Genomic DNA, 25,490 nt, shown 5'->3' on the forward strand with positions numbered 1-25,490 from the left:
CCTCCACATCCGGTTGATGGGCCGCAAGCATGCAGCCCAAAACCGCCGGCGGGAAGATGCAGCGGCCGGAAAACGACCTTCCAGCCGCGAAGCGCCGAGGCTCAGATGAATGTCGCGATTTCCGACAGCGGCTTCTTCTCGATCGCGTGGGTCGGGATGGTGGCTCCCTCTTTCGGGTAGCCGACGACCATCAGGATATAGGGCTTGTCGTGCGGGTCGCGGCCACAGATCTCGTTCAGGAAGCTCATCGGGTTCGGCGTATGGGTCAGCGCGACAAGTCCGGCGCGATGAATGGCAGTGATCAGGAAACCGGTGGCGATCGAGACCGATTCCGGCACGTAGTAGTTCTTGCGCATGACACCGTCGGCGGAGCGGCTGCGACGCTCGCCGAAGATGCAGATCAGCCAGGGCGCCTCTTCCAGGAACGGCTTGTCGGCATCGGTGCCGAGCGGCGCCAGCGCAGCCAGCCACTCCTCGCCGGCCCTGCCCTCGTAGAAAGCCTTCTCCTCTATCTCGGCTGCTTCGCGAATGCGCTTCTTGATCGAAGCGTCGCTGATGACCGCGAAATGCCAGGGCTGGTGGTTGGCGCCGTTGGGCGCGGTACCCGCCGCCAGGATGCAGGTTTCGATGATGTCGCGCGGCACCGGCCGGGTCGAAAACTCCCGCACCGTGTGGCGGGCGCGCAGTTCCGCGTAGAAGGCTTCGGCGTTGGCGCGCATGGTTTCGAGCGGAAGCTCGCGATAGTCAGGCAAGGGGATCGGCTGGTAGCTGGCGGTCGGCTTCATCGAACGGGCTCCTCACATTGTCCAACAATATTGTCCAACAATCATGAAAAGTGCAAGCTGCCTTGCGGAGAACCGCTCAGGCCGGCGCGAAATGATCGTCGGACAGTCTCTGGATCAATGTCCGCGAGGCGGCGACATGGTCCCGCATCGCGGCTTCGGCCGCCCGCATGTCTTCGGCAAGTATCGCTTCGACGATGCGGCGGTGCTCGACATTGCTGGCGAAGACATCCTGCCGGTCGACCAGCATGCGGAACTGCAGCCAGTAGAGCGAATTGGACAGCCTGGTCAGGGTCTCGGCCAGCACGGGATTGTCCGCAGTCTCCGAGAACAATCCGTGGAAACGGTTGTTGGCATCGGAGAAGGCGGCCATGTCGTTGCCGTCGACGGCGTGGTTCATCTCTTCCTGCAGCACAAGCAGCTTGCCCGGGTCGGCACGCAGAGCCGGCAAGGCGAGGCCGACAGCCAGCACCTCCAGCGCGCCGCGCACGGCGAACAGATTGTTGACCTCCTTGCGTGACAACCGGCGGACCGTGACGCCGCGATGCGGCTCGAAAGCAAGCAATCCATCCGCCGTCAACCGCTGGAAAGCCTCGCGCACCGAGGTGCGCGACACGCCATACCGAGAGGCAAGCTCGACCTCGGTCAGCCGCTGCCCCGGCACGAGATGGCCTCCCCGCACCGCCTGCGCGATGGCGGAGGCAACCTGCTGTGCTGTCGAGGATGTGTCGCGATCGGTCACGAAAGACGGCCCGGTCCTGTCCCTGTCGGTCGAGACCCTATCACGACTTGCCGTAGCGCTGCTTCAGATGCGCGATGAAATGCGCAGCGTTGAGTTTTTCGCCGGTGGCGCGCTCCAAAAGTTCAGGCGTCGAATAGCGCGAGCCTTGCGACCAGATACGGTCGCGGCGCCAGCCGTTGACGGCACCAAAATCGCCACGGGCGATCTCTTCGTTGGCCGCCGGATGCTCCCCGGTCAGCGCCGCCCATTGCTGGGCGGCCATCATGGCGCCGAGCGTATAGGACGGGAAATAGCCAAACGCGGCAGACGGCCAGTGCACGTCCTGCATCGGCCCGTCGGCCGCGTTGTCGATGGTGGAAAGGCCGAGATAGTCGCGCATCTTGGCGTCCCAGGCTTCCGGCAGGTCGGCGACTTCGAGCCGGCCGGAGACCAAGTCCTGCTCCAGTTCGAAGCGCAAGATGACATGCAGCGGATAGGTGACTTCGTCGGCGTCGACACGGATCAGGCCGCGCTCGACCTTGTGCACATGCGGCAGAAGATCATCCAGCGTCCAGGCCTCGCCCAGATGCTTCTCGACCACTGGCAGCGCCCAGCGCCAGAACGCCGGATTGCGGCCAAGCTGCTTTTCGACGAACAGGCTCTGGCTTTCGTGCACGGCCATGCCGCGCGCCTTGCCGAGCGGCCAATGCGGCCATTGCTTGGGCAGGTTCTGCTCGTAAAGCGCATGACCGGTCTCGTGCAGGACGCCCATCAGCGCCGACAGGAAATCGGACGTCTTGTAGCGCGTGGTGATGCGCACGTCGGTCGGCACGCCACCGCAGAACGGGTGATGCGAGACCGAAAGCGAGCCGTGGTCGAGATCGAAGCCGACCGCCGCCATCATCGCTAGACCCAGTTCGCGCTGTCTGTCGACCGGGTAGACACCGCCAAGCGGCTTCAGCGGCCGCTTGGCCAGCCGTTCGGCCTGCACCGCCAGCGCTTCCGGCACGAAGTCCTTCAGGAAGGTCTTGAGCTCGGCGAAGACGGGAGCGATGTCCGCGGCGCGATTGCCGGGATCGTATTGTTCCATCAGCGCATCATAGGGTGAAAGCCCCAGCACGCCGGCGCGCAAGCCCGCTTCCTCGCGCACCAGCGAAACGATGTTCTCGAGCGCCGGCCGGAACCCGGCCCAGTCATTTTTCGCGCGCAGTTCGCGCCACAGCTGTTCCGAACGCAGCCGCGCGGCCGTCTGCCGCTCGACGAATTCCGTCGGCAGGCAGGTGAGATTGACGTATTGGCGCTCGAACTCGCGCAGGGCCGCCTGCTGGTCGGCATCCAGCGCCTCCGCCTTGGCCGCCGCAATCCAGTCCGCCGCTTCCGGCGCCGTCGCCTGGCGATGATAGAGCCCGGCTAGAGTAGCCATCGCCTCGGCCCGTTTCTCGCCACCGCCAACAGCCATGTGGGTGGCCTCGTCGGCGCCCAGAATAGCTTGCGCGTGTTCCAGCGCTTCCAGTTTGTGGCCGAGTTCGTCAAGCTTCTTGAAGGACATTGCTTTCACCAGGGATCGGTTCGGGGTTGGCGCGAACAGACATCAAGGAGCAGGCCGTTGCAAGCCTGCGCGGCCCCTTGCGCAACGCTTTCGCCTGCGGGAACATGAAAGCGCTTTGGACCCGAGGGGGAGACAATGATTGCCAACGTGCTTGTCGGCCTGGTCGCGCTGATTCACGCCTATATCGTCTACCTGGAGATGGTGTTGTGGGACACGCCGCGAGGCCACAAGGCCTTTGGCCTGACCCCGGAATTCGCCACTGCGTCGAAGGTGCTTGCCGCCAACCAGGGCCTCTACAACGGGTTCCTTGCCGCCGGTCTGGTCTGGGGGCTTTATCTCGGCGGCGCCGGCTTCCAGGTCAAAACCTTCTTTCTCATCTGTATTGTCGTCGCGGGTCTCTATGGCGCGGCAACAGCGAATCGGAAAATCCTCTACATCCAGGCCCTTCCAGCCGCGTTGGCGCTCGCTGCGCTCTGGCTGGGCTGGTGAACGCAAACGCCTCCGGGCGGACTCGGAGGCGTAGACAATTGCCATGAAAGCCGGCGCTAGCCGTTCGGATAGCTGCCGCCGTCCGAGCCGTCGCCCATATTGATGTTCTGGCCAGTATCGTTCAGCAGGCTGGTGTTGAGATCGTCGACTTGCTGCAGCACCTGCCGATAACCGGTGCGCGAAGCGCCATGGCGAATCTGGTTGGCCCAGGCCGTCAGCTTGTGAGCTTCGGCCGATGAGATCAAATTGCCTTGCTTGGCGTCGGCGATGCCCTGCTCGACACCTTGGAGCTGGTTGAGAGCGGCGCGCAGATGCGAGCCGTCGAACGAAGTGTCCATGGCTACCGGCTCATCCAGTGCGCCCTTGTGATGCTTGGCCGCATAGGCGCCGGTCAAAGGCACCGCGGCGAGCACGGTGGCGAAGATGATGGTCCTGGACTTGATACGACGCATGGTCGCTTCTCCCTGGTATCGGGAAGCGGCTCAATCCTCCCGCTTCCTGTTGATCGGCCGTCCGGTGTCGTCGTGTCGCGCTGCACCCCGAGCGCCGGCGGTACCCGGCCCGCATCAGGGAAATGAAGGCGGAGCGCAGGCGTTCCAGCGCCTGTCGCGAACGTGACCAACCGTGAAGTAAAGCGAGCTTGGCGTGATCGAAGCGTGATCGGTTCGTGATCGAGCGGCATTGATTTGGTGCTCCAAAAATGAAACCGCCCGGCAATGCCGGGCGGTTCCTGAACGTCTCGAGCAGGGATTTATTTGGTGTAGACCGGCTCCGGCTCCGGCACATAGACCGGCGGAGGCGGCGCGCAATCCGACCTGCCGAACTGGTAGCGCAGACCGGCGCGCACTTCGTGCGAGTTGATGCCGGTGTCGAAGCCCGGGCCGCCACCGACCTTGTAGCCGAACATCGGGCCGCCATTGATGTGGCTGAAACGGTAGCCGACATCGAGCTTGGCATTGTCGGTCAGGCAGTAGGAGGCACCTGCCATGAGGGCGTAAGCGAAGCGCCAGCTGCTTTTCCCTTCATGCTCGAACTCGCCGTCCGGATCCTTGTTGATCAGGCTGTTCCACTTGAGGTTCGCGCCGCCGATACCGGCGCCGACATAAGGGGTGATGCCGTGCCAGGTGCCGATGTCGACATAGGCGTTGGCCAACAGCAACAGCGCCGAATAAGAGCTGGTGTCGCTCGATGTACAGGGCAGGCCGGTGCCGCAGAAGCCAGAGGTGCTGCCGTTGAACTTGGTCTTCGACCAGTAATCGAGCGTCACGTCGGTGCGGAAGTATTTGGTCACCTGGTAGCCGACGCCGCCGCCGATCGAGAAGCCGCCCTTCAATTCGTGGCTGTCGAAATGGCCAACAATGCCGGGTGCGCCATAGAGGATGTAGTCGGCGCCGCGCATGGTGGACTTGCGATAGCCGAGGTCGCCGCGGATATACCAGCCGCCATAATCGGCTTCTTCATAAACGGGCGCGGCAGGCTGCGGAGCCTCCACCACCGGCGGCTCCGGCAAATCCGCCGCCAACGCCGGCATGGCGAGACCGGACAGCAGGCCTGCGAGGACTGCCCCTCTTCCGAAATTGAACATCCTTGTCACCCTTGAGACGTCGGAGCACGGAACGTGCCCGAATGCGATTGACCTCGGGTGTGGATAATGAATTGCAAAGGTTAAGACGCGTTTAACCGTGCTGATTAACTATGAATCTCTAAGATTGCTTGCGCTTAGACATCGAGCTCTTAGGCACACAACAAAAAGCCCGCCAGAGGCGGGCGTTTCAAAGGAGCGTCTGAAGTTGCGGTGAAGATTTACGCGGCGCTGCGTGCTTGCGAGATCACGCCAACGATGTCGTTGACGACGTCTTCGACCAGCTTGGGGTCGTCGCCTTCGGCCATGACGCGGATGAGCGGCTCGGTGCCGGAGGGGCGAATGACCAGTCGGCCCTTCTTGCCGAGCCGGTTCTGCGCTTCCTCGATCGCGGCCTTGACCGGTGCTTCCTCGAGCGGCTTGCCGCCGGAGAAGCGCACATTCTTGAGCAATTGCGGCACCGGCTCGAATTTCTTGAGCAGTTCGCTGACCGGGCGGTTCTGACGCTTGACGCAAGCCAGCACTTGCAGGGCCGAGACCAGGCCGTCGCCCGTGGTCGAAAAATCGGAAAGGACGATGTGGCCGGACTGTTCGCCGCCGACATTGAGGCCATGCGCGCGCATATGTTCGACCACGTGACGGTCGCCCACCTTGGTACGGTGCAGCTGCAGCTTCATACCGGTCAGGAAGCGTTCGAGGCCGAGGTTGGACATCACCGTGGAAACCACGCCGCCGCCTGCCAGGCGGCCATTCTGGTGCCAGGACTCCGCGATCAGCGCCATGATCTGGTCGCCATCCACGACCACGCCGTTCTCGTCGACGATCACGACCCGGTCGGCGTCGCCGTCCAGCGCGATACCGATGTCGGCGCGTACTTCGTGCACCTTCTTCTGCAGGTCGGCCGGATGGGTGGAACCGCAGTCCTTGTTGATGTTGAAGCCATTCGGATCGACATTGATGGCGACGACGTCGGCGCCAAGTTCCCAAAGCGCGGCCGGCGCCACCTTGTAGGCGGCACCGTTGGCGCAGTCGACAACGATGCGCAGACCCGACAGCGACATGGCGCGCGGCAGCGTCCGTTTGGCGAATTCGATGTAGCGGTCATGCACGCCATCGACACGCTTGGCGCGACCGAGGCTGTCGGAATCCGCCAGCGCCATCTCGACATCCTCGTCGAGCATCGCCTCGATGCGCTCCTCGATCTCGTCGGAAAGCTTGTAGCCGTCCGGGCCGAACAGCTTGATGCCGTTGTCATAGTAAGGGTTGTGCGAGGCCGAGATCATGACGCCGATGTCGGCGCGCAACGAGCGGACCAGCATGGCGACCGCCGGTGTCGGGATCGGGCCGAGCAGGAAGACGTCCATGCCGGCGGCGCAAAGGCCGGCGACCAGGGCGTTCTCGATCATGTAGCCGGAGAGACGTGTATCCTTGCCCAGCACGACGCGATGGCGGTGACTGCCACGTTGGAACGAGAGACCGGCGGCCATGCCGACTTTCATCGCGATTTCGGCCGTCATGGGAAACTTGTTGGCGCGACCGCGAATACCATCAGTCCCGAAATAACGTCCCGACATTTACTTTTGATCCCTGCCTGCCTGTCTGCCCGAAGGCAGCTAATGCCACATCTGCCCCACGCCAGGCCATCACATTGTGTTATCTTGTGTCACGATTGTTAGAAATTCGTTGTCCCGCCAAAAATGTGACATACTGGTCACAATGCTCGCCGATAGTGCGGGAGGAAATGCGGCTGCCGACACTGGCGTAACCATCGGTTGCGCGCTATTGCTCGCATGGGATTGATTGTGAGTGGCACAACGGAGAGAACGCTATGCTCATCGATCGTATTGCAACTTTGACGGGCCTTGCCGTCGTGACGTTGTTCCTGGCTCAGCCAGCCAGCGCCCTCACGATGGCCGAATGTAGCACCAAGTATAACGCCGCCAAGGATGCCGGCACGCTGTCGGGCCAGACGTGGAACCAGTTCCGCAAGGCTCAGTGCGGCACCGACGCCAGCGCGACGGCGACGCCTGCGGCCACGCAGGACACCACCAAGCCGGCGAAGAAAGCCAAGACAGCCGCCGCCGACTCGGCCGGCCAGGGCCTGACGGCCAAGGAATGCTCGGCTAAGTATCAGGCTGCCAAGGCTGCCGGTACCCTCAACGGCATGAAGTGGAACGACTTCCGCAAGACCCAGTGCGCCGCTGGCGCCGCTGCGGCAGCGACCGACACCATGAAGCCGGCTGCGAAGACCACCGCGAAGCCTGCCGATACCGCCGCTGCTGGCGGCAAGGGCCTCAGCATGGCCGAATGCTCGACCAAGTACCAGGCAGCCAAGAGCGGCGGTACGCTGGGCAGCCAGAAGTGGAACGACTTCCGCAAGGCCAATTGCGGCGCCGGCGCTGCCGACGACGAATCCGTGCCGAACCCGCAGGAAGCCAACTACACCAACGAGCCGGAAACCCCGACCGCGAAGGCTCCGAGCGGCGTGAAGTTCCCGACCGCCGTCTCGCCGAAATATTCGTCGGAGACTGCCGGCAAGGCTCGCATGCACACCTGCCTTGACCAGTATTATGCCGCCAAGGACGCCAATGCGCTCGGCGGCTTGAAGTGGATCCAGAAGGGCGGCGGCTATTACAGCCTCTGCAATGCCAAGCTGAAGGGCTGATCGCCCCAAAGCGAGGCTGGCAAAGCCCGACAAATCGAACCCGCGGATTCCGGTCCGCGGGTTTTTCTTTTGACCGAGCTCAGGCCGGTTCGCTTCGCCCGACGGCACTGAGTTCCGCCCAATCGAATTCTTCCTCCAGGACATGGTAAGCATCGTCGCCGATAACGAAGCTTCGCCTCAGTTCGATTGCACGGGCGCGGGCAGCCGAGATCGCCTGTAGCCGCAAGGCACCGCCCGGCAGACCGACGGTCTGGCGCGGCTGCATACCAACCTCGCAAAGTTCTATGACGGCGCCGTACTCCTTGCGCAACAATTTGGCTGCGAGGCTGTCTTCTTCTCCGATCGAGGCGACCGCTGCCCGGTAGGCCTCGATGCGCCCATGCAGCACTTCCTGGCCGACGGGATCGTTGTCGGACAGGCCGAGCCATAGGATCAGCGGCTTCAACGTCAGCCCCTGCAGCACCAGCGTTCCGAAGACGACGGCAAACGCGGTGAAGAGAATGAGATCGCGATGCGGAAAAGGCGAACTGTCGCGCAGCACCTCAGGAATGGAGAACGCCGCAGCGAGCGTGACGATGCCGCGCATGCCCGCCCAGGAAACGACAATGCCACCCTCGCGCGTCGGTCGCGCCATTGGCCTTGGCGGGTTGAAGCCGTAGCGTTCGATACGCCAGCGGATCAGTTTGTTGTAGCTCATCACCCAGGCAAAACGCGTCAGGATGACGACGGCAAGAATGGTCGCGGCGAACAACACATAGTTGCTGCGCATGTCAGGTGTCAGCTGCTTCCAGATCGGGCCGAGCTGCATGCCGATCAACACGAAAGCCATTGCATTGAGAATGAAGACGGCTGCTTCCCAGACAGCATAGACCGGCACGCGCAGCCTCGCCGGCATGTGCGGCCCACGCGAATTGGCGATGGTCATGGCATACACGACGATGGTCAGAATGCCGGACAGGCCAATCGCCTCGGCGGCAATCCAGACGCCGAAGGTGGTGGCGAACTGAACGATGATCGAGGTCGGAAAATCGCGGGTACTTGTGAACGGCATCAGCACACGCGCCAGGAGATATCCGGCCACCACACTTCCGAAGACTGTCAGCAGAAAAACCGGCGTGCCACTCGACACCGAAAGCCCGCCCGCCAGCACCGCCATGATGGCGAGCTTGTAGAGAAGCAGGGCGCTGGCATCGTTGAGCAGGCTCTCGCCCTCGAGGATCTTCAGGAGGCGATGCGGCAGCTTGACCTGCCGCATGACGGCGGTTGCCGCGGCCGCATCGGGTGGCGCCACGATGGCGCCGAGCGCAACGGCGACAGGCCAGGACATTCCGGGTACCAGCCAGCGCGCGGCGAGAGCGACGGTGAGCGTCGTCAAGCCCACCGCCACGAGTACGAGACCGGCGACCGGCAACCAGTTGTCGCGCAAGTCCCGCAACGACGTGTCGTAGGCGGAATCGACCAGCACCGGCGCGACGAAAAGGGTCAGCGCCAGATGGGGATCAAGCGTCCATTGTGGGCTGTTCGGCAGAAACGGGATCAGAACGCCGCCGATGGCCAGGAACGTGGGATAGGGCGCACCAACGCGCCGCGCCAGCGTCGAGAGCAATGCCGCTCCGAGCAGGAGAACGATGATCCACTGGAATGTCTGCATGGAGTTGCCACGCCGGATAGAGTTCGTTCGTGCGAATTTCCGACAATCACGGCCGGCGCACGCGCGGGTTCGCCAGCGACAATAACGACGATGTCAGGACCCGTCTCCTGCCTTCGACGCCCGACGATTTTCGGCGTTTCTTCTCTGGCCACGTTTCCCCTGGTCACCACAAACCATCGGGAACCTACAAAAAGAAAACGCCGCGAACAGGTCGCGGCGTTTTCATGTTGGATAGGGACCGGTGCCGATTAGCTCGAAGGCTGCGGCTCCATGCCACCTTCAGCCTCGGGGCCCTTCTTGCGGCGACCACCCGTACCGGCCTTCGGCACGGCGGAGCCACGCGAAGTCGGGGTATCGTCGCCGAGATCGCGCGACGGCTTCTGGCCGGCGATCAGCTGCTTGATCTCCTCGCCCGACAGCGTCTCGTATTCGAGCAGGCCTTCGGCCAGCGCGATCCAGTCCTTCTTCTTCTTGGTCAGGATCGTTCTGGCGGTCGAATAGGCCTCGTCGATCAGGCGGCGCACTTCGGCGTCGATGATCTGCGCGGTCTCTTCCGAGACGTTCTGCGTGCGCGCCACCGAATGGCCGAGGAAGACCTCTTCCTGGTTTTCGCCGTAGGCGACGTGGCCGAGCTTGTCGGAGAAGCCCCAGCGCGTCACCATGGCGCGCGCCAGCTTGGTCGCCTGCTCGATGTCCGAAGAGGCGCCGGAGGTGATGTTCTCCTTGCCGAACTTGAACTCTTCCGCCACGCGGCCACCCATCATGATGGCCAGGCGCGAGATCATGTATTTGTAGCTCATCGAGTAGCGGTCGCCTTCCGGCAGCTGCATGACCATGCCGAGCGCGCGTCCGCGCGGAATGATGGTCGCCTTGTGCAGCGGGTCGGCGGCCGGCACGTTGAGCGCCAAGATGGCATGGCCGGACTCGTGATAGGCGGTCAGCTCCTTCTCGGCCTGGGTCATAGCCGAGGAGCGGCGCTCGGCGCCCATCATGATCTTGTCCTTGGCATCCTCGAACTCCTGCATGGTGACGAGACGCTTGTTGCGCCGCGCCGCCATCAAGGCGGATTCGTTGACGAGGTTCATCAGGTCGGCGCCCGAGAAGCCGGGGGTGCCGCGCGCGACCGTCTTCAGGTCGACATTCGGCGCCAGCGGTACGTTGCGGACATGGACCTTGAGGATCTTCTCGCGGCCGACGATATCCGGGTTCGGAACCACGACCTGACGGTCGAAGCGGCCCGGACGCAGCAGCGCCGGGTCGAGAACGTCGGGACGGTTGGTGGCGGCGATCAGGATGATCGACTCGTTGGCCTCGAAGCCGTCCATCTCGACCAGCAGCTGGTTCAGCGTTTGCTCGCGCTCGTCATTGCCGCCGCCGAGACCGGCGCCGCGGTGACGACCGACGGCATCGATTTCGTCGATGAAGATGATGCAGGGCGCATTCTTCTTGGCCTGCTCGAACATGTCGCGGACACGGCTCGCGCCGACGCCGACGAACATTTCGACGAAGTCGGAACCCGAAATGGTGAAGAACGGCACATTGGCTTCACCAGCGACCGAGCGGGCCAGAAGCGTCTTGCCAGTGCCGGGAGGGCCGACGAGCAGCACGCCGCGCGGGATCTTGCCGCCCAGGCGCTGGAACTTCTGCGGATCGCGCAGGAACTCCACGATCTCCTCGAGGTCCTGCTTGGCCTCGTCCACGCCGGCGACATCCTGGAAGGTGACGCGGCCATGCGCTTCGGTGAGAAGCTTGGCTTTGGACTTGCCGAAGCCCATGGCACGGCCAGAGCCGGACTGCATCTGGCGCATGAAGAAAATCCACACGCCGAGGATCAGGATCATCGGCAGCCACGAGATCAGGTAACCGAACAAGGTGTTGGAACCGTCGGTCTCGGGACGAGCGTTGATGACGACGTTCTTTTCCTCAAGCCGCGAGACCAGAGACTGGTCGCCGGGTGAGTAGGTCTGGAAGCCTGCTGCGCTGTCGGCATAGGTGCCGCTGATACGGTCGCCGGCGATCGTCACCGTCTTGACGCGGCCGGACGCTACATCCTGCAGGAACTGCGAATAGGGAACGTCGGTCGACGCGCCACGCGTCTGCGGCGTCTGGAAGAGATTGAAAAGAGCGATGAGCAGGACCGCTATGATCGCCCAGAGCGCCAGGTTGCGATAGTTCGGATTCATCGATTGTCCCGTTGGCGCCCGATCATGGGCGCTGATCTTTGAAGTGTTGCGCTTAACATAGGGAGAGCGCACCCCCTTGCCAAGCATAACAACATGGCTCGGTTAAGCATTCGCCGTCGCTTTCGCGCCACGACGGACGACCAATGGTGGCTCTCCAACGACCGCCCCGCCGATGAGCTTCGCCACCGCCCGAGCAAGGCCAAGATCGAAGCCCGGCAGGAAACGGGCGAAAGGTGAGGCAATGGGCAACGCTGCTCCAACCGTTGGTTTTCCGGCCTCCCCGACAAGTCCAAGGCACGTGCCGTCCCGCCAAAGTGCGGGTTCTGTAGCCAACGCCGCGTAAAACAAGCTTGAAGGCGTCCCCGACACCGTTTCATCGGCGAAGGTTTTTGCAGCCATTTGGCCGAATGGCGCGATCACGCAATCCCTTGCGGCGTCGTTGAAAGTGATGCGGTATCGGCCATCCCAAACCGTGTCGGACACGGCGGGCATGTCAGTGGGCAGGCCTCGCGTTTCGCGGCGCAGAAAGATGCCCGAGCGGCGACTGTCGGCTACCGTCCGCGACAATGTAGCGCGATGTCCCAAACCCTTGAGACGATGGAAAAGCACGGTCGCGCGCTCCTCGTCCGGCAGGAACGAGATGCCTCCGACGACGGCCAACAAAACCCGCAGCGCGTAGATGGAGGCCGCTGGATCATCTGTGTTCGCGAAGACCGGGTCTAGGCGGATCAGGCCACGGGTCGGGCGGCTCGCGTGGACATCGATCAATCTGGCCGCGCGGCGGCCGAGATATTCCCGCTCAGCCGCGGCCTTTCCGGCGATTGCGAAGAGTTCGTCGAAGCGCCGGCCGTCGCTACCGAGAGCGGTGCGCAGGCGAGGACGCTCGAACCGGCCGTCGACATTGGTCGGATCGTCGATCCAGCCAAGGCCGCGCGCGCGCAACAGGGTGCGCAGCGCATCGCGCCGCTCTGCCAGAAGCGGGCGAAGGATCCAAATATCTCCGTCGAAAAGCGTTGCCGGGGCCATGCCGGCAAGGCCACGCCCCTGATCCCGCGCCTGCCTCATCAGGACGGTTTCAGCCTGGTCGTCCGCGGTATGGCCGGTCAACACCATCCCAAGGCCGGCATGCCGCGCGGCGTCGGCAAGCAGCCGATAGCGGGCCTCGCGCGCCGCCGCGGGCAATCCGGTCGAGGGTTTGGCTCCCTCCCAGACGACGATGCGATGAGCAATACCGAGCCTGGCACACAAACGGGCGACCTCTTGCGCTTCCGCGATGGAATCCGGGCGCAGCCCATGATCCACCGTGACGGCGAGCAGCCGGGCCGACGGGACGGAACGGTCGAGGTGATCTTTCAGGAGAACCAGAAGCGCGGTCGAATCACTGCCGCCCGAAACGGCGGCCACGGCGCCCTGGCCGAAGTCGATATGCGAGAAAAGCGGATGTTCAGAAAGCGGCCCGATATGCGCCATCAGCACGAGGCGAGCGCCCGCTCCTGCTTGACGCGTTCCTTGAGCGCGCTGGTGGCATCGGGATAACGCTTGCCGATTTCGGCGAAGGTGGCGCAAGCGACGTCGCGCTGCTTGAGACCCATCAGGGAGATGCCGAGCTTCAGCATCATGTCAGGCGCCTTCTTGGACTTCGAATAGTCCTTGCTCGCGCCAAGGAAAACTTCGGCGGCGTCGCGATATTTCTGCTGGCCGAGCAGAGCCTCGCCCAGCCAATAGTGGGCGTCGGCAGCTTTCGCATCGGTCGGGAAACGTTCGATATGCTGGCGAAACCCCTGTTCGGCGGTGTTGTAGTCCCCGGACAGGATGAACTGATAGGAGTTGCGGTAGAGCTCCTCCGGGCTGTTGGTGCTCGGCAAGGATGCGACAACTGCACCGCCCGAAGGCGCCTGGGATGTCGCCGGAGCGCTCGGGATGTCGGCCGGCGGCTGTGCGGTCACCACATTGCCGTTCTTGTCGACGGTAATGGTCCCGAACGACTTGGACTGCTGACCCGGGACGAGCTTCCCCGGATCGCCATTTCCCGAATCGATGATCAGGTCGCCGACCTGATCCCCGGAAGAAGCCTGGTCGGCCGGCTGCGGTTGGGCAGCGGTCTGTGACGTTCCTGCGGCATGGGTGCCGGCGGTCGCCGGCACCTTGGGTGTTGTTGCAGCGGGCGCCTGCGCCACGCTGCTGTTGCCGGTAGCGGCATCGGACTTCTTGTGCGAGGCGCCGCCACCCTGCTCGATCTGCTGAAAGCGGAACTCGTTGTCTTCCTGTGATTTGCGCAGTTGCTCCTGCAGCTGCAGGATTTGGAAGTTCAGCTCCTCGATCTTGCCGTTCATCTGCCGGATCTGGTCTTCCAGCCCTACGGTGCCGCCAGCCTGCGCAAGCTGGACGTCGTCGGACTTCTTCGACTGTCCGCCAAAGACACCCGGCAGATTGATGCTGGGCAGTTTGAACGAAAAGCCGTCCTCGGTGGTGCGCACCGGTCCGGCCGCCCAGGCGGGTGCGACGACACTCGCTGTGAGAAGAACGGCAAGCGTCCCGCTCAGGATTGTTCTGAAATGCATTGGTCTCTCGCCATCAAGGTCAAACGGTTCAATGCCCGGAAGCCGATCATCGCCTTGGAGACGGTAGACCGACCCGAACGCATCCGCTTTTAGCAGGGCGCGAGACTTCGGCCAAATTTTGTTTCGGCCAGATGTCCAAGAAACAAAAGGTTGCAAAAAAGGCGGCCGAAGCCGCCTTTTCGATGATCTGCAATTGGCTGGCCGGCCGAAGCCGACGGCCTATCAGGAGCCGGCGCCCGACAGGGTGGTGACGGCGCGGCGGTTCTGCGACCAGCAGGAGATGTCGTCGCAGACGGCGACCGGACGTTCCTTGCCGTAGGAAATGGTCTTCAGGCGCTTGGCTGCGACACCCTTGCCGATCAGGAAGTCGCGGGCGGCAGCGGCACGGCGGGCGCCGAGCGCCAGATTGTATTCGCGGGTACCGCGCTCGTCGGCATGGCCTTCGACGACGATCGCGTACTGACCATACTTGTTCAGCCACTGCGCCTGGCGGCCAAGTGTCTGCTGGGCGTCGGCGCGGATCGACGAGGAGTCGGTGTCGAAGAAGATGCGGTCGCCGATATTGACGGTGAAGTCCTGTGCGGAGCCGGGGGTCGCGGCGCCACCACCGAGACCGAGATCGGCAGCGCTGTTCGGGGTCTTCTTCGAGGCGCAGCCTGCAATCGCCAGCGAGGCGACCAGCGCGATCATGACCGGGTTCGTGGTAAGCTTTGCGATACGGCGCATGCCGCCTCTCCTTCGCATTCGAGTGATTTCATTGATCTGCCAGTAACCACGTTTGGGTTAACCGGCGCTCAAGAAACACGGTTAAAATTCGGTTGCGGTCGCCGTCCGCGACCGTTGCCAAGGCGATAGGCCAGAATGACCAGCACGCCGGGGCACGCTCGACGCTACACTTGCACTCCGTATGCCAACCTCCCGGAAGCCCCGGGATTGGCCGGCTTCGGCCACTAGCGGGGAGGCTCTAGTCCGAAATGCGGCCAAAACGCGGCCAAGTCATGAAAAAGGGGCCGTGAGGCCCCTTTCTACGGCATTTCGAGAATGCGTGCTACTCGAGCAGCGGCGACCAGGCCGGATCGGAAGCGAAGCCTGCCGTCGGGATCGGCTGCTCGTTGCGGCCGGTCAGGTCAATCGAATAGAGCTTCGGCCCACCACCACCGGCGCTGTCGCGGAAGAACATCAGGACACGGCCGTTCGGCGCCCAGGTCGGGCCTTCCTGCTGGAAGCCGGAGGACAGGATACGTTCGCCCGAGCCGTCTGTCTTCATCACGCCGATCTGGAATTCGCCGCCCGCCTGCTTGGTGAAGGCGATCAGGTCGCCGCGCGGCGACCATACCGGCGTCGAATAGGTGCCGTCGCCGAACGAGATACGGGTCTGGCCGGAGCCATCCGCGCCCATGACATAAATCTGGGCCCGACCGCCACGGTCGGAGGTGAAGACGACCTTCGATCCGTCGGGCGAATAGGAAGGCGACGTGTCGATGGAGGTCGAGTTGGTCAGTCTGGTCGTCGAACGGCTGCGCAGGTCCATCGCGTAGATGTTGGAATTGCCGTCGTCGCGCAGAAGGCTCATCACCACCTTCTGGCCATCCGGCGAAAAGCGCGGCGCAAAGGTCATGCCGGGGAAATTGCCGACCAGTTCGCGCTGCCCGGTCTCAAGCTGCAGCAGATAGACCTTAGGCTGCCCGCTCTCATAGGACATGTAGGTGATTTCCTGCCGGTTCGGCGAGAAACGCGGCGTCAGCACGATCGAGGAACCGTTGGACAGGTAGCGTGCATTGGCGCCGTCCTGATCCATGATCGCAAGCCGCTTCTTGCGTGCGTTCTTGGCGCCGGTTTCGTCGATATAGACGACACGGGTGTCGAAATAGCCCTTCTCGCCGGTCAGGCGCTCATAGATGGCATCGGCAATGATGTGGGCGACGCGACGCTGGTTGGCATCGTTGGCGAAGAACTGCTCGCCCGACAGCTGCTGGCCGGCAAAGGTATCCCAAAGGCGGTATTCGGCGCGGACGCGGCCGTCGGCTTCCTTGCTGACGCGGCCGGTGACGAGGGCCTGCGCGTTGATGACCTTCCAGTCTTCGAAGCGCGGCGTCTGGTCCGGACTGGAGACCTTCTCGATGAAAGCACCCTTGTCGATCGGCGCGAACAGGCCCGAGCGCTTCAGATCCGCCGAGATGATGTTCGAAATCTCGGTGCCCAAACCGCTGGTCGACTGGAAGTCGGTGATGGCGATCGGCAAAGGCTCAACATTGCCCTTGTTGACGTCGATCTCCACCCGCGCGTGGGCGGGCAGCATCGCCAGTCCACCCATGCCGGTGGCCATGGCGCCGATCAGAAAAAGAGTCTTGAGAAGATGCTTCATCGAGAATTCCTGTTTCATATCCGGGCGTTAGACGTTACATGCCCATGTCGCCTGGGTTGAAAGTGACTTGAATTTCGGACCAAATGTCCTGCTTGCCTGCTGGAAGTGTCAGCCCCGCCTGATCGCATTTCTGGATCGCGCGCACCGCGCTTTCATCGTACGAACGATTGCCGCTGGAAGTCTGGATCGTCGGGCGGCCATCCAGCTTGCCCGATTGATCCACATTGAACCGAATGATTGCGACCAGGTTCCCGGCGTCTTGTGCGCCGACAGGAATGGTCCAGCAGCCGCTAAGCTGCTCGCGCAGAGCGCCCATCTCGCTGTTGCTCAGCTTTTGGCCATTGTTCCTGTCGCCGCCGAGCGATGACTGCTGAGTGGACCGTTTTGCGCCGCCACCGGAAGGTTTTTGCTTGTTGAGAAGAGCGGAAACCTTATCGTTGAAGGCCTCATCCTCCGATTTTTGACGCGACGATGCTTCCTTGACCGACTTGTCCGATTTCTTGCGATCCGGCGCCTTGGCGGTCTCGGCCTGAGCTGGTTCGGGGCGCGGCTTCGCTTCAGGCGCCGGCGCCGAATTGGGCAAGGCAACCGCTTCGGTCGGCTGCGTAGCGATCGCTTCGGCCACAGCATCCGGCTTTGCCGGCTCGGGTTTGGCCTCCGCCGGCTTCTGTTCGGCTGGCTTTGGCGCAGGCTCAGGCTCCTTCACCGGCAGCGGCTTGGGATCAGGCTGCTTGACGGGATCAGGCTTCACATCCTGTTTCGGCTGCTCCGCCGGCGCGACCTCCGTTGCAGGCGTCGGCTTAGGCTCTTCCTTCGGCTTCGGTGCGTCTTCCGGTTTCGGCTTTTCCGTCGGCGTAGGCGCCTTGGGTGCCGACTCCGTATTCTCGACCGGCTTTGGCTTTGGCGCGGGCGTCGCCGGATTGTCGGTATCGACCGTGTTCTCGCCAATCTTCTGGGCATTGGCGACGATATCGGGCCGCTCAGTCGGCTTCGGTGCCGGCTTGTCGCGTGGCGTCGCTTTCTTGTCGCCCTGTAGCGACTGCGCGACATCCTCCACGGGAACGATATCGACGGGGAACGACTCCACATCCAATGGCTGGAAGCCAGGCGGAGCCCGCAGCGTGAACAGGCCGAAACCGATCACGACGGCATGCAAAATCGCCGATGTGGTGAGGCCGGCCTTCAAGGCTACTTTTCCTGTTCCTGCAACGTGACCAGGCCGAGGTTCTTGTAGCCGGCCGCCGAGATGCGGGCCATGACCTTCATGACCGTGCCATAGTCGGCAGCCTTGTCGCCGCGGATGAAGATGCGTTCCTCGTAACCCGTCTTGGCGATCGCCTCGAGCTTCGGCACCACTTCTTCGAGCGGAATCTCGGTTTCCTGCAGATGGATCTGGCCGGCCTGATTGACCGAAACGGTGATCGGCTGGGTTTCGGCATTCATCGGCTTGGCCTGCGTTTCCGGCAGGTCGATCGGCACGCCGACGGTCAGAAGCGGCGCCGCCACCATGAAGATGATGAGCAGCACCAGCATGACGTCGACGAACGGCGTCACGTTGATTTCCGACATCAGGCCGTGATGGCGGCCGCGCCGTCTGTGGCCTCGACCGCCGCGTCCTGAACCGCCTGAGCTGACTGACATTCCCATCGTGTTGTTCCTCAGGCGGCCTTCTGGGCCACTTTCTCATCGATTTGGCGCGACAGTATGGCGGAGAACTCGTCCGCGAAGCCCTCCATGCGCACGCCGATCTTGCCGGCATCGGATGACAGCTTGTTATAGGCGATGACCGCGGGAATGGCCGCCAGCAGGCCGATGGCGGTGGCGAGAAGCGCCTCGGCGATACCGGGCGCAACCACGGCGAGATTGGTCGATTTCGAGCCGGCGATGGCCTGGAACGAGGTCATGATGCCGACCACCGTGCCGAACAGGCCGATGAAGGGAGCCGCCGAGCCGATCGTGGCGAGGAAGCCGAGCCGACCTTCGAGGCGCTCCATCTCCCGGGTCAGCGCCAGATCCATCGCCTTATCGATGCGCGTCTGCAGCGCCAGCGGCGACTTCGCACCCTTTTCGAAGCTCTTCTTCCACTCGCGCATCGCGGCCACGAAGATGGCGCCCATTCCAACCGTCTTGCGGTCGGCAAGGTTGCGGTAGAGTTCCTCAAGCGATTGCCCAGACCAGAACACCTGCTCGAAGCGGTTCAACGCAACGCGGATGCGCGCGTAGGAAATCAGCTTGTCGATGACGATGGCCCAGGTCCAGACCGAGGCGCCGAGCAGGCCAAGCATGACCAGCTTGACCACCCAGCCGGCCTGCATGAACAGGCCCCAGATCGACAAATGCGCGCCCGGATCGGCGAGTGCGATGTTTTCCATGGTTCGTTCCTTAAGAATTCCGGGCCCGGCTCGCCGCTAGCCCCTGGCGCTCTACCTCTTGTGGTCCGTTCGCGCGAAGCTTCCGGAAATGCCCAAAAGGCGCCTTTCGCGGCCTTTTCACGACAAATATTGGTGAAACGAAGGCATGGGCGCCTCCAATGCTCACCAATGTCTTCATGAACCGTTATGGTTAAGGAGAGGTTAGGAATCGCGGCGTTGTGCGCTGCAACAAGCAGGCTGCCGCTCAACGCGCATCACAATTGCTTGAAGCTGGCGTCTATCAGCCCTTGGGCATGAATGCCGCGACCCATTCCTTGGGAAACCGGCGCGGGCGGCCATTCTCGCCGATGATCGCGGCCTCTACCCTGGCATCGACCAGAACCTCGTCGCCGCGCTTCAATTGCTGCACCATGAAGATGCGCGCGCCGGAAATCTCGTCGGCGCGGGTGTCGACGGTCAAAATGTCGTCGATGCGGGCCGGCGAGCGGAAGTCGATCTCCATGCGGCGCACCACCCAGACGATTTTCTCGCCATGCTTGCCTTCGGCGAGCTCTGTATGGTGCACACCCGCCAGCCTGAGGAAATCCGAACGCCCACGCTCCAGGAACTCCAGGTAGCGGGCGTGATAGACGACGCCGGAAAAATCGGTGTCGGCATAATAGACCCGCGCCATCAGGCGATGGCCGAATTCCGTCAACGCGCCTGAAATGCCGCTGAGCAGGGCATTTTGGTTGTCATCGACAGACATGGCGTCTCCGTTTCGGGCTTGAGAATTGCTCGCCGCATTCCGATGGCAGCAATGGTCAGAGCATTCAAGGCCTGGAGGCCGACAGCACTCGCCTTCGGCATCTCCCAGAAATGGCCGCGTCTCCGAGAATTCGACACCCGTCAGTTGATTTTAGGAATATTATCCTATATCATCATTTCCCGATATTTGACGGCGAGGACCCGATGACCAACATTCCCAATGAAGAGGCCGAAATCCGAAAAATCAAATCCAGCCTTACCGACATCGATGTCGACATCAAGCTCCTGAGGCTTCGCCGAAAGGCCGGGTTTAATCCTAACCAGCCGCGCGTCCCCAGTGGAAATCCGGATGGCGGACAATGGTCGGATGACGGTTTTTCGGGCGGCGGCCAATCAGGATCCGACACACCAAGAGGGATTGCAAAAAATCCGGCAACGGTCGCGCCGCAGGGTCGCGACGTAGCGACCGCTCGCGTTGCAACGCGCGTCGGCCCACGTCATTCCCCGGACCGTCCTCAAGTTCGCTACACCGTTACGTTGCCTGGGCAGAGAAGATTTGGCTTCCAGACAGACGGCAAGATACAGACCGTCTTCAACGGCTCCAATCGTCCGATCAGCAGAACGATCTGGACACCGAATGGTCCAATGCCTCTCCCGACCGTGCAACGCGTCAGCGCAATCGGAACGCGAGACACCGCCAATCTCCAAACCAGCCTCAAAACCGCACAAGAAACCTTTGAGGCCGCGCGGCAGCTTTACAATTATCTCTCCGCTACCGCCTCGGAAGGCTTGCGAGCCTGCCTTGCCTTCACGGCCAAGGAATTCCGCCCAGGCGGAGAGATTGTCCCGCATTTGAACTATGTCGGCACATTGACGCGCGCAGAAACCGCAACTGTTTGCACCAAACTCGACCTTGTTCAACGGCTTTCAAATGAAGCATTTGCCGAAGCCAAGCGTGCTGGACCGTATCCTAACGCTGCGGTTTTCGGCACAGCCGTTCATGCCCGGTTGCGCCAGAAGATTCTCACCCATGGAGGGCCCACTCTTAAAGCAGAGTTCTCTCTCTTGAAGAAGGTTGAGGAGGAACCATTGGATTTCAGCGCGATTCGCGTAGATGTCATCGAGAATCGGGGGGAAGGCCCAATATGCGTTTATGATCTGAAAACTGGAAAAAGAGGTTTGAGTGGCCCGCGCACAGCAGAATTCGCAATAAGATTACTGAAGCATGGCCGCCCAATTATCGTCATTGAAGTGAGGCCCAACGAATGACCGCCTCCCAAATGATTAGGCGTCACCTTGTGCCGCTCCTCAAGCGACATTCCGACGTAGAGTTGATTGGACGCTGGCTTGTGATGAAACCCATCAGACATCTGCTTCGCGGCATTGTTATTTTAAGTTGGGATCATGACAGCTACTTTGTCCCGCAATGGGCTGTGACCCACTTCTGCGAGCCGATAGGGCGCTTTCCATTGAATTGGGGAGATCGCATAGACCGGGACACGCCCGGGCTATTCAGGTGGGCCGACCCGGAAACCCCTGCCCAATTCATGGCGCAGATCGAACGGGATATTCTCCCCCTCTTTCGCAGTATGGAAACCCTCGATGACATGGTCGCATATCTGGCGACGAAGCCGCTAAAGTATAGGGACTTCGAAATCGACGAATTGCGCGGTGTCTCGCTCCATGCCGCGCGTGGTGACCTTGAGGCGGCTCGCGCCAAACTGGACGATCTTCGAAACGGCCGCTCGCTTTGGTGTATCCCGGGCTTCGCCGAAGCGGAAATAGCCTCGGTTGTCGAACCACTTGGCCCCTTGCTGGACAGAGGCGACCGGGCCGGCATTGCGCGCCAACTCGCGGCCTGGGAAACAATGCGCATCGCCAAGTTGCCGAAAGGGTTTGCCCGCATCTGGGAGCCAACGCCGTTCCCGGTGGAACAGGTTACATAGGCGCGGACGCCTTAATCCTCTTCCTGGAAGAGATTGATCTGCTGCTGGTTCAATTCGCGCGGCACTTCTAGGCCGAGATGTTTCCAGGCATTGGCTGTCAGCACGCGCCCACGTGGTGTGCGCATGATGAAGCCCTGCTGGATCAGGTAAGGCTCGATGATGTCCTCGATGGCATCGCGCGGCTCGGAAAGCCCGGCCGCGATCGTCTCGATGCCGACCGGCCCGCCGCCGAAATTCATGGCGATCATGGACAGATAGCGCCGGTCGAGCTGATCGAGGCCGAGTGCATCCACCTCCAGCCTGGACAGCGCATCGTCGGCGACCTTGCGCGACACGGTCTCAGCGCCGGCAACGGAAGCGAAATCGCGCACACGACGCAAAAGGCGTCCCGCGATGCGCGGCGTGCCACGAGCGCGCCGCGCAATCTCCACGGCCCCGTCATCGCCAATCGGCATGCCGAGAATGCGCGCGCCGCGCCGCACGATCAGCTCCAGTTCATCGACCGTGTAGAAATTCAGCCGCACCGGAATGCCGAAACGGTCGCGCAGCGGGTTGGTAATGAGTCCAAGCCGCGTGGTGGCGGCCACCAGCGTGAAGCGGGCAAGGTCGATCTTGACCGAGCGCGCCGCCGGCCCCTCGCCAATGATCAGGTCGAGCTGGAAATCCTCCATCGCCGGGTAGAGGATTTCTTCCACGGCCGGGCTCAGCCGATGGATTTCGTCGATGAAGAGAACGTCGCGGTCTTCCAGATTGGTGAGCAGCGCGGCGAGATCTCCAGCCTTCGCAATGACCGGGCCCGAGGTCGAGCGGAAATTGACCCCCATCTCGCGCGCCATGATTTGCGCCAGCGTCGTCTTGCCCAACCCCGGCGGACCGACGAACAGGACGTGATCGAGCGCGTCGCCGCGCCCCTTGGCCGCTTCAATGAAGACCTTCAGGTTGGCGCGTGCCGCTGCCTGGCCGACAAAATCGTCCAGCACCTGAGGACGCAACGTCTGGTCGGCATCCTCGCCGCGCTTTTCGGAAGAGATGAGACGGGGGGCGGTGGTCATGCCCCTCTCCTCGCATAGCGTCCGGGCCTGAACAAGCGGTGCGTCACCGCGCCAGCTCCTTCAGCCCAAACCGGATCAGCTTGGCGGAATCGGCACCATCGCCGGCGCTCTTCAGAGCCGCGGCCACAGCATTGGCGGCAACGTCGCGCGAATAGCCGAGATTGGTCAGCGCCGAGACAGCATCGGCGACCGGAGCGGCCGCCACGCCTTCGCCCAACTCCTGCTTCAGCCCGATCGTGCCGGAAGCTTCACCGGCAAAGGCCGGCGCCTTGGTCTTCAATTCGGTGACGATGCGCTCGGCCACCTTCTTGCCGACCCCCGGTGCCCGCGACACCATGGCGATGTCGCGCAGCGTGATCGCATTGGCGAGATCGGATGGCGACAGCGTCGACAGGATGGCCAGCGCAACCTTGGCGCCGACACCCTGGACATTGCTCATCAGCAGACGGAACCATTCGCGCTCCAGCGCGGTCTGGAAACCATAGAGGCGGATCATGTCCTCGCGCACATAGGTTTCGATATGAAGCACGACCGCTTCGCCAGGCCCCGGCAGCGCCGACAGCGTGCGTGCCGAACAATAGGCGACGTAACCCACGCCATGCACGTCGACGAGGCAATGATCCTCCTCGATCTCGTCCAGCGTGCCTTTCAACTTGCCGATCATCTGTTGCTCCCCATTGGATGGGTTTCTGGAGAGACGATCCGCAGCAGCGGGAAGTAGGCCCGATAGCGGTCCTGGTCGCGGGTTAGAAGCGAATACCCGCGTATGGCTGCATGCGCGCCGATATAGAAATCCGGCAAGGGCGAGCGTTTCGCCCCACCGCCGCGGCGATAAGCCAGAAATGCATGACCAGCAGCGAATGCAGCCTCCCAGGGCAAATCTTCCCTGAGGAAGCGCGACGGCGACAGCGCCGTTTCCAGCGCTGCTTCGCTCGCAAAGCCGGCTGCCATCTCGGCATAGACGACCTGGTTGACGATGATGGGACCCTCCGACCGAAGCCGCTCAATCGTATGGATCGACCAGTCCTCCCATGAACTGCCCGCGTCGAAGAGATCGATCAGGACGTTGGTATCGACGAGCGTCGCCATCAATCTCTCAGGAGTTTGAAGAATTCGTCCCCGGTCATCCCCCCGAGATCCATCGTCCCCTTGTGACGACGGATATGAGCCATGAACTCGGCAACCTCTCGCTCGACGTCGGTCGCCGAAACAGGGCGCATAAGCGCGCTACCGTCCTGCAGATTGAACTCGACCTCGGTCCCCGCGACAATGCCGAGTTTCCGGCGAATGTTCTTCGGGATCGTGACCTGGCCCTTTTCCGTAACGCGCATTGTAATACCTCTACAGTATTACCTAGCGACAGAATGAGAACAAGTCAAGAACAAAGTCGTTCGGGTGACTGTTGTGGCCTATCCGGCCATAGCCATGCGATAGGCCATGCTCTGCCGGTGATGCGCATGGCAGATGGCGATTGCCAGAGCGTCGGCGGCATCGTCCGTGTCGAAGGCCGCCTTGGGCAAAAGCACCTTCACCATCATGTGGATCTGCTTCTTGTCGCCATGGCCGACGCCGATCACCGCCTTCTTGACGGCGTTGGGCGCATATTCGGCCACCACCAGCCCGGCGCGGGCCGGCACCAGCATGGCGATGCCGCGCGCCTGGCCGAGCTTCAGCGTCGCCGACGCATCCTTGTTGACGAAGGTCTGTTCGACAGCTGCCTCATGCGGCATCGCCCGATGCAGCACCTCGGCCAGCCCGTCATGCAGCTGGCACAGCCGTGCCGCCAAAGCTGCCTTGTCGTCGGAGCGCACGGTTCCTGCAGCGACGAAGCGCAGCGAATTGCCAAGGCTTTCCACGATGCCCCAGCCGGTGCGCCGAAGCCCCGGGTCGATGCCGATGATGCGAATCGTTTCCCCCATGCGCGAAGTCTACCTTTCGCGCAGAGCGATGCCAGCAAAATGTGAACAAACCAGAAACGCAAGTGCGACAGGACGACGACCTGGGGAAGTCCCGGCTCAGCCGCCCGCAAAAGCCGTCTTGAGCAGAGTGATCTGGTCGGAAACCGGGTTGGAACGGCGGTTGGCCGGCTGCGGCGGCAACGTGGCGCCGCCATAGATCTCTTCGTCCATGCGGCGCACCAGCGACTGCAGGCGCAGCGAGCGGTTGACGAGATCGAGGAAGTCGTCGGGCAGTTCGCTCCAGCCCGCGGCTTCGCTATGGGCGGACGCTGTATCCAGCCGAACCTTGGATTTTTCCGACGCAACCTGGTCACGCGTCATCTCGCCGGAATTGGCCGCGCGCTGCAGGAGGAGCCACGAAGCGATCTGCATCAGCCTTGTCGTCAGCCGCATCGATTCAGCTGCGTAAAGCGTCGCGCCGAGCCGCGAAAGCTTCTTCGCTTCAAGCCGGCCCTTGCCGTCGAGATACTCGGCCGTGCGCTCGACCAGCCCCATGCCCTCGTCATAGAGCGGCTTGAACGACTGCGAGAAAACCCTTCGCTCGGCCAGCTTGATCGTGTTCGCGCTTTCCTTAGAAGGCTCGCTCATTTCCTGGTTCCGTATTCGCATTCTTCCGGCCGAATCGGCGTCATGCCGCCGGTTTCCAAGCCTATATGACAGTGGCTAAGAAAATGCGCCCGGACTTCGCGCAAGGCAAGCACATGTTTAACAAACGGTTAACGACAGCTTCTCGTCTATCGACCCACCTGTTTGCCAGATAAAAAAAGAGCCGCGATGAGGCGGCTCTCAGGAGTTTAACAGGGAGGCGTCAAACAAAGTGGCTCCAACCACTCGGTAAGAATCCAGATCACTGGATATGCATAGTAA

Annotated in this window: 26 protein-coding genes; 4 read left to right on the forward strand and 22 right to left on the reverse strand. The window is 62.3% G+C overall.

The genetic code is table 11. The features are described from left to right. Nucleotides 1–101: 101 nt before the first annotated feature. The 3 genes from QFZ88_RS11820 to QFZ88_RS11830 form a co-directional block, all read right to left on the reverse strand. Nucleotides 102–785 carry a nitroreductase family protein gene (locus tag QFZ88_RS11820; RefSeq protein WP_024922911.1) on the reverse strand — a complete coding sequence of 228 codons (684 nt, stop codon included), beginning with the start codon at nt 783–785 and terminating at the stop codon, nt 102–104. A gap of 76 nt (nt 786–861) precedes the next feature. Continuing rightward, nucleotides 862–1,524 (reverse strand): GntR family transcriptional regulator, encoded by a 663-nt coding sequence (locus QFZ88_RS11825; protein WP_024922912.1) that lies wholly within the window; start codon nt 1,522–1,524, stop codon nt 862–864. A 40-nt stretch (nt 1,525–1,564) separates the two neighbouring features. Continuing rightward, a complete protein-coding gene (locus tag QFZ88_RS11830; RefSeq protein ID WP_024922913.1) occupies nt 1,565–3,052 on the reverse strand; it encodes a carboxypeptidase M32 in 1,488 nt (495 codons plus the stop codon). Between the two features lie 135 nt (nt 3,053–3,187). Between QFZ88_RS11830 and QFZ88_RS11835 the strand changes: the two genes are divergently transcribed. Then, nucleotides 3,188–3,541 (forward strand): DUF1304 domain-containing protein, encoded by a 354-nt coding sequence (locus tag QFZ88_RS11835; protein WP_024922914.1) that lies wholly within the window; start codon nt 3,188–3,190, stop codon nt 3,539–3,541. A 56-nt stretch (nt 3,542–3,597) separates the two neighbouring features. Here the strand turns inward: QFZ88_RS11835 and QFZ88_RS11840 are convergent, their stop codons facing one another. The 3 genes from QFZ88_RS11840 to glmM all read right to left on the reverse strand — a co-directional run bounded on the left by QFZ88_RS11840 (nt 3,598) and on the right by glmM (nt 6,697). Next, nucleotides 3,598–3,993, reverse strand: a complete 396-nt coding sequence (locus QFZ88_RS11840; RefSeq protein ID WP_024922915.1) for a hypothetical protein — start codon at nt 3,991–3,993, stop codon at nt 3,598–3,600. Between the two features lie 299 nt (nt 3,994–4,292). Continuing rightward, entirely contained in the window at nt 4,293–5,126 is an 834-nt protein-coding gene (locus tag QFZ88_RS11845; RefSeq protein WP_024922916.1) for an outer membrane protein, read from the reverse strand. A gap of 218 nt (nt 5,127–5,344) precedes the next feature. Beyond that, nucleotides 5,345–6,697, reverse strand: coding sequence for a phosphoglucosamine mutase (glmM, locus tag QFZ88_RS11850; protein ID WP_024922917.1), 1,353 nt, complete (start codon nt 6,695–6,697; stop codon nt 5,345–5,347). A gap of 254 nt (nt 6,698–6,951) precedes the next feature. On the opposite strand from glmM, the gene QFZ88_RS11855 reads away from it, so the two are divergent. Continuing rightward, nucleotides 6,952–7,788 carry a hypothetical protein gene (locus QFZ88_RS11855; RefSeq protein ID WP_024922918.1) on the forward strand — a complete coding sequence of 279 codons (837 nt, stop codon included), beginning with the start codon at nt 6,952–6,954 and terminating at the stop codon, nt 7,786–7,788. Nucleotides 7,789–7,867: 79 nt separating this feature from the next. Here QFZ88_RS11855 and QFZ88_RS11860 read toward each other — a convergent pair whose 3' ends face one another. The 10 genes from QFZ88_RS11860 to ybgC all read right to left on the reverse strand — a co-directional run bounded on the left by QFZ88_RS11860 (nt 7,868) and on the right by ybgC (nt 19,668). Further along, nucleotides 7,868–9,439, reverse strand: coding sequence for a cation:proton antiporter (locus QFZ88_RS11860; protein ID WP_024922919.1), 1,572 nt, complete (start codon nt 9,437–9,439; stop codon nt 7,868–7,870). A 248-nt stretch (nt 9,440–9,687) separates the two neighbouring features. Then, complete coding sequence (ftsH, locus tag QFZ88_RS11865) at nt 9,688–11,622, reverse strand: ATP-dependent zinc metalloprotease FtsH (RefSeq protein WP_024922920.1); 1,935 nt, start codon at nt 11,620–11,622, stop codon at nt 9,688–9,690. 102 nt (nt 11,623–11,724) lie between these two features. Then, nucleotides 11,725–13,026, reverse strand: coding sequence for a tRNA lysidine(34) synthetase TilS (gene tilS, locus QFZ88_RS11870; protein WP_307417441.1), 1,302 nt, complete (start codon nt 13,024–13,026; stop codon nt 11,725–11,727). A 65-nt stretch (nt 13,027–13,091) separates the two neighbouring features. Then, nucleotides 13,092–14,183, reverse strand: coding sequence for a tol-pal system protein YbgF (gene ybgF / locus QFZ88_RS11875; protein ID WP_024922922.1), 1,092 nt, complete (start codon nt 14,181–14,183; stop codon nt 13,092–13,094). A 222-nt stretch (nt 14,184–14,405) separates the two neighbouring features. Then, the gene (gene pal / locus QFZ88_RS11880) at nt 14,406–14,909 is read right to left on the reverse strand and encodes a peptidoglycan-associated lipoprotein Pal (protein ID WP_024922923.1); all 504 of its coding nucleotides are present in this window, start codon (nt 14,907–14,909) and stop codon (nt 14,406–14,408) included. A 322-nt stretch (nt 14,910–15,231) separates the two neighbouring features. Continuing rightward, the gene (tolB, locus tag QFZ88_RS11885; RefSeq protein WP_024922924.1) at nt 15,232–16,548 is read right to left on the reverse strand and encodes a Tol-Pal system beta propeller repeat protein TolB; all 1,317 of its coding nucleotides are present in this window, start codon (nt 16,546–16,548) and stop codon (nt 15,232–15,234) included. Between the two features lie 34 nt (nt 16,549–16,582). Further along, nucleotides 16,583–17,734: a cell envelope integrity protein TolA gene (locus QFZ88_RS11890; RefSeq protein ID WP_024922925.1), complete on the reverse strand. Its 1,152-nt coding sequence runs from the start codon at nt 17,732–17,734 to the stop codon at nt 16,583–16,585. A gap of 2 nt (nt 17,735–17,736) precedes the next feature. Next, the gene (gene tolR, locus QFZ88_RS11895; RefSeq protein ID WP_024922926.1) at nt 17,737–18,195 is read right to left on the reverse strand and encodes a protein TolR; all 459 of its coding nucleotides are present in this window, start codon (nt 18,193–18,195) and stop codon (nt 17,737–17,739) included. An 11-nt stretch (nt 18,196–18,206) separates the two neighbouring features. Next, a complete protein-coding gene (gene tolQ, locus QFZ88_RS11900; RefSeq protein ID WP_024922927.1) occupies nt 18,207–18,920 on the reverse strand; it encodes a protein TolQ in 714 nt (237 codons plus the stop codon). Between the two features lie 280 nt (nt 18,921–19,200). Continuing rightward, nucleotides 19,201–19,668, reverse strand: coding sequence for a tol-pal system-associated acyl-CoA thioesterase (ybgC, locus tag QFZ88_RS11905; RefSeq protein WP_024922928.1), 468 nt, complete (start codon nt 19,666–19,668; stop codon nt 19,201–19,203). A gap of 203 nt (nt 19,669–19,871) precedes the next feature. On the opposite strand from ybgC, the gene QFZ88_RS11910 reads away from it, so the two are divergent. Together QFZ88_RS11910 and QFZ88_RS11915 are read left to right on the forward strand one after the other, a co-directional pair. Beyond that, the gene (locus tag QFZ88_RS11910) at nt 19,872–20,936 is read left to right on the forward strand and encodes a hypothetical protein (RefSeq protein ID WP_137900875.1); all 1,065 of its coding nucleotides are present in this window, start codon (nt 19,872–19,874) and stop codon (nt 20,934–20,936) included. Between the two features lie 83 nt (nt 20,937–21,019). Beyond that, nucleotides 21,020–21,613, forward strand: a complete 594-nt coding sequence (locus tag QFZ88_RS11915; protein ID WP_137900874.1) for a hypothetical protein — start codon at nt 21,020–21,022, stop codon at nt 21,611–21,613. A gap of 11 nt (nt 21,614–21,624) precedes the next feature. On the opposite strand, the gene ruvB is transcribed toward QFZ88_RS11915, so the two are convergent. The 6 genes from ruvB to QFZ88_RS11945 form a co-directional block, all read right to left on the reverse strand. Beyond that, complete coding sequence (ruvB, locus tag QFZ88_RS11920; protein ID WP_024922932.1) at nt 21,625–22,665, reverse strand: Holliday junction branch migration DNA helicase RuvB; 1,041 nt, start codon at nt 22,663–22,665, stop codon at nt 21,625–21,627. A gap of 43 nt (nt 22,666–22,708) precedes the next feature. Beyond that, nucleotides 22,709–23,329, reverse strand: coding sequence for a Holliday junction branch migration protein RuvA (ruvA, locus tag QFZ88_RS11925; RefSeq protein ID WP_024922933.1), 621 nt, complete (start codon nt 23,327–23,329; stop codon nt 22,709–22,711). Beyond that, entirely contained in the window at nt 23,326–23,754 is a 429-nt protein-coding gene (locus QFZ88_RS11930) for a type II toxin-antitoxin system VapC family toxin (RefSeq protein WP_024922934.1), read from the reverse strand. Before QFZ88_RS11930 ends, ruvA begins: the two co-directional genes overlap by 4 nt. After that, complete coding sequence (locus tag QFZ88_RS11935) at nt 23,754–23,996, reverse strand: AbrB/MazE/SpoVT family DNA-binding domain-containing protein (protein WP_024922935.1); 243 nt, start codon at nt 23,994–23,996, stop codon at nt 23,754–23,756. The genes QFZ88_RS11930 and QFZ88_RS11935 overlap by 1 nt, the downstream gene beginning before the upstream one ends. 78 nt (nt 23,997–24,074) lie before the next feature. Then, nucleotides 24,075–24,584, reverse strand: coding sequence for a crossover junction endodeoxyribonuclease RuvC (gene ruvC / locus QFZ88_RS11940; protein ID WP_024922936.1), 510 nt, complete (start codon nt 24,582–24,584; stop codon nt 24,075–24,077). 96 nt (nt 24,585–24,680) lie between these two features. Next, the gene (locus tag QFZ88_RS11945; protein ID WP_024922937.1) at nt 24,681–25,211 is read right to left on the reverse strand and encodes a DUF1465 family protein; all 531 of its coding nucleotides are present in this window, start codon (nt 25,209–25,211) and stop codon (nt 24,681–24,683) included. Nucleotides 25,212–25,490: the final 279 nt, after the last annotated feature.

Origin of the sequence: Mesorhizobium sp. YL-MeA3-2017 (assembly GCF_030814575.1) — a bacterium.
GTDB classification, from domain to species: domain Bacteria; phylum Pseudomonadota; class Alphaproteobacteria; order Rhizobiales; family Rhizobiaceae; genus Mesorhizobium; species Mesorhizobium terrae.

What these genes read in the sequence shown, in the direction of transcription:
- ruvB (WP_024922932.1), bottom strand. Translation starts at nt 22,665, where the DNA reads ATGACCACCGCCCCCCGTCTCATCTCTTCCGAAAAGCGCGGCGAGGAT.
- QFZ88_RS11910 (WP_137900875.1), top strand. Translation starts at nt 19,872, where the DNA reads ATGACCAACATTCCCAATGAAGAGGCCGAAATCCGAAAAATCAAATCC.
- ybgC (WP_024922928.1), bottom strand. Translation starts at nt 19,668, where the DNA reads ATGTCTGTCGATGACAACCAAAATGCCCTGCTCAGCGGCATTTCAGGC.
- QFZ88_RS11930 (WP_024922934.1), bottom strand. Translation starts at nt 23,754, where the DNA reads ATGGCGACGCTCGTCGATACCAACGTCCTGATCGATCTCTTCGACGCG.
- QFZ88_RS11915 (WP_137900874.1), top strand. Translation starts at nt 21,020, where the DNA reads ATGAAACCCATCAGACATCTGCTTCGCGGCATTGTTATTTTAAGTTGG.
- ruvA (WP_024922933.1), bottom strand. Translation starts at nt 23,329, where the DNA reads ATGATCGGCAAGTTGAAAGGCACGCTGGACGAGATCGAGGAGGATCAT.
- QFZ88_RS11835 (WP_024922914.1), top strand. Translation starts at nt 3,188, where the DNA reads ATGATTGCCAACGTGCTTGTCGGCCTGGTCGCGCTGATTCACGCCTAT.
- QFZ88_RS11860 (WP_024922919.1), bottom strand. Translation starts at nt 9,439, where the DNA reads ATGCAGACATTCCAGTGGATCATCGTTCTCCTGCTCGGAGCGGCATTG.
- tolB (WP_024922924.1), bottom strand. Translation starts at nt 16,548, where the DNA reads ATGAAGCATCTTCTCAAGACTCTTTTTCTGATCGGCGCCATGGCCACC.
- QFZ88_RS11830 (WP_024922913.1), bottom strand. Translation starts at nt 3,052, where the DNA reads ATGTCCTTCAAGAAGCTTGACGAACTCGGCCACAAACTGGAAGCGCTG.
- QFZ88_RS11945 (WP_024922937.1), bottom strand. Translation starts at nt 25,211, where the DNA reads ATGAGCGAGCCTTCTAAGGAAAGCGCGAACACGATCAAGCTGGCCGAG.
- QFZ88_RS11845 (WP_024922916.1), bottom strand. Translation starts at nt 5,126, where the DNA reads ATGTTCAATTTCGGAAGAGGGGCAGTCCTCGCAGGCCTGCTGTCCGGT.
- ruvC (WP_024922936.1), bottom strand. Translation starts at nt 24,584, where the DNA reads ATGGGGGAAACGATTCGCATCATCGGCATCGACCCGGGGCTTCGGCGC.
- QFZ88_RS11820 (WP_024922911.1), bottom strand. Translation starts at nt 785, where the DNA reads ATGAAGCCGACCGCCAGCTACCAGCCGATCCCCTTGCCTGACTATCGC.
- pal (WP_024922923.1), bottom strand. Translation starts at nt 14,909, where the DNA reads ATGCGCCGTATCGCAAAGCTTACCACGAACCCGGTCATGATCGCGCTG.
- tolR (WP_024922926.1), bottom strand. Translation starts at nt 18,195, where the DNA reads ATGGGAATGTCAGTCAGCTCAGGCGGTTCAGGACGCGGCGGTCGAGGC.
- QFZ88_RS11840 (WP_024922915.1), bottom strand. Translation starts at nt 3,993, where the DNA reads ATGCGTCGTATCAAGTCCAGGACCATCATCTTCGCCACCGTGCTCGCC.
- tolQ (WP_024922927.1), bottom strand. Translation starts at nt 18,920, where the DNA reads ATGGAAAACATCGCACTCGCCGATCCGGGCGCGCATTTGTCGATCTGG.
- ftsH (WP_024922920.1), bottom strand. Translation starts at nt 11,622, where the DNA reads ATGAATCCGAACTATCGCAACCTGGCGCTCTGGGCGATCATAGCGGTC.
- QFZ88_RS11855 (WP_024922918.1), top strand. Translation starts at nt 6,952, where the DNA reads ATGCTCATCGATCGTATTGCAACTTTGACGGGCCTTGCCGTCGTGACG.
- QFZ88_RS11935 (WP_024922935.1), bottom strand. Translation starts at nt 23,996, where the DNA reads ATGCGCGTTACGGAAAAGGGCCAGGTCACGATCCCGAAGAACATTCGC.
- ybgF (WP_024922922.1), bottom strand. Translation starts at nt 14,183, where the DNA reads ATGCATTTCAGAACAATCCTGAGCGGGACGCTTGCCGTTCTTCTCACA.
- glmM (WP_024922917.1), bottom strand. Translation starts at nt 6,697, where the DNA reads ATGTCGGGACGTTATTTCGGGACTGATGGTATTCGCGGTCGCGCCAAC.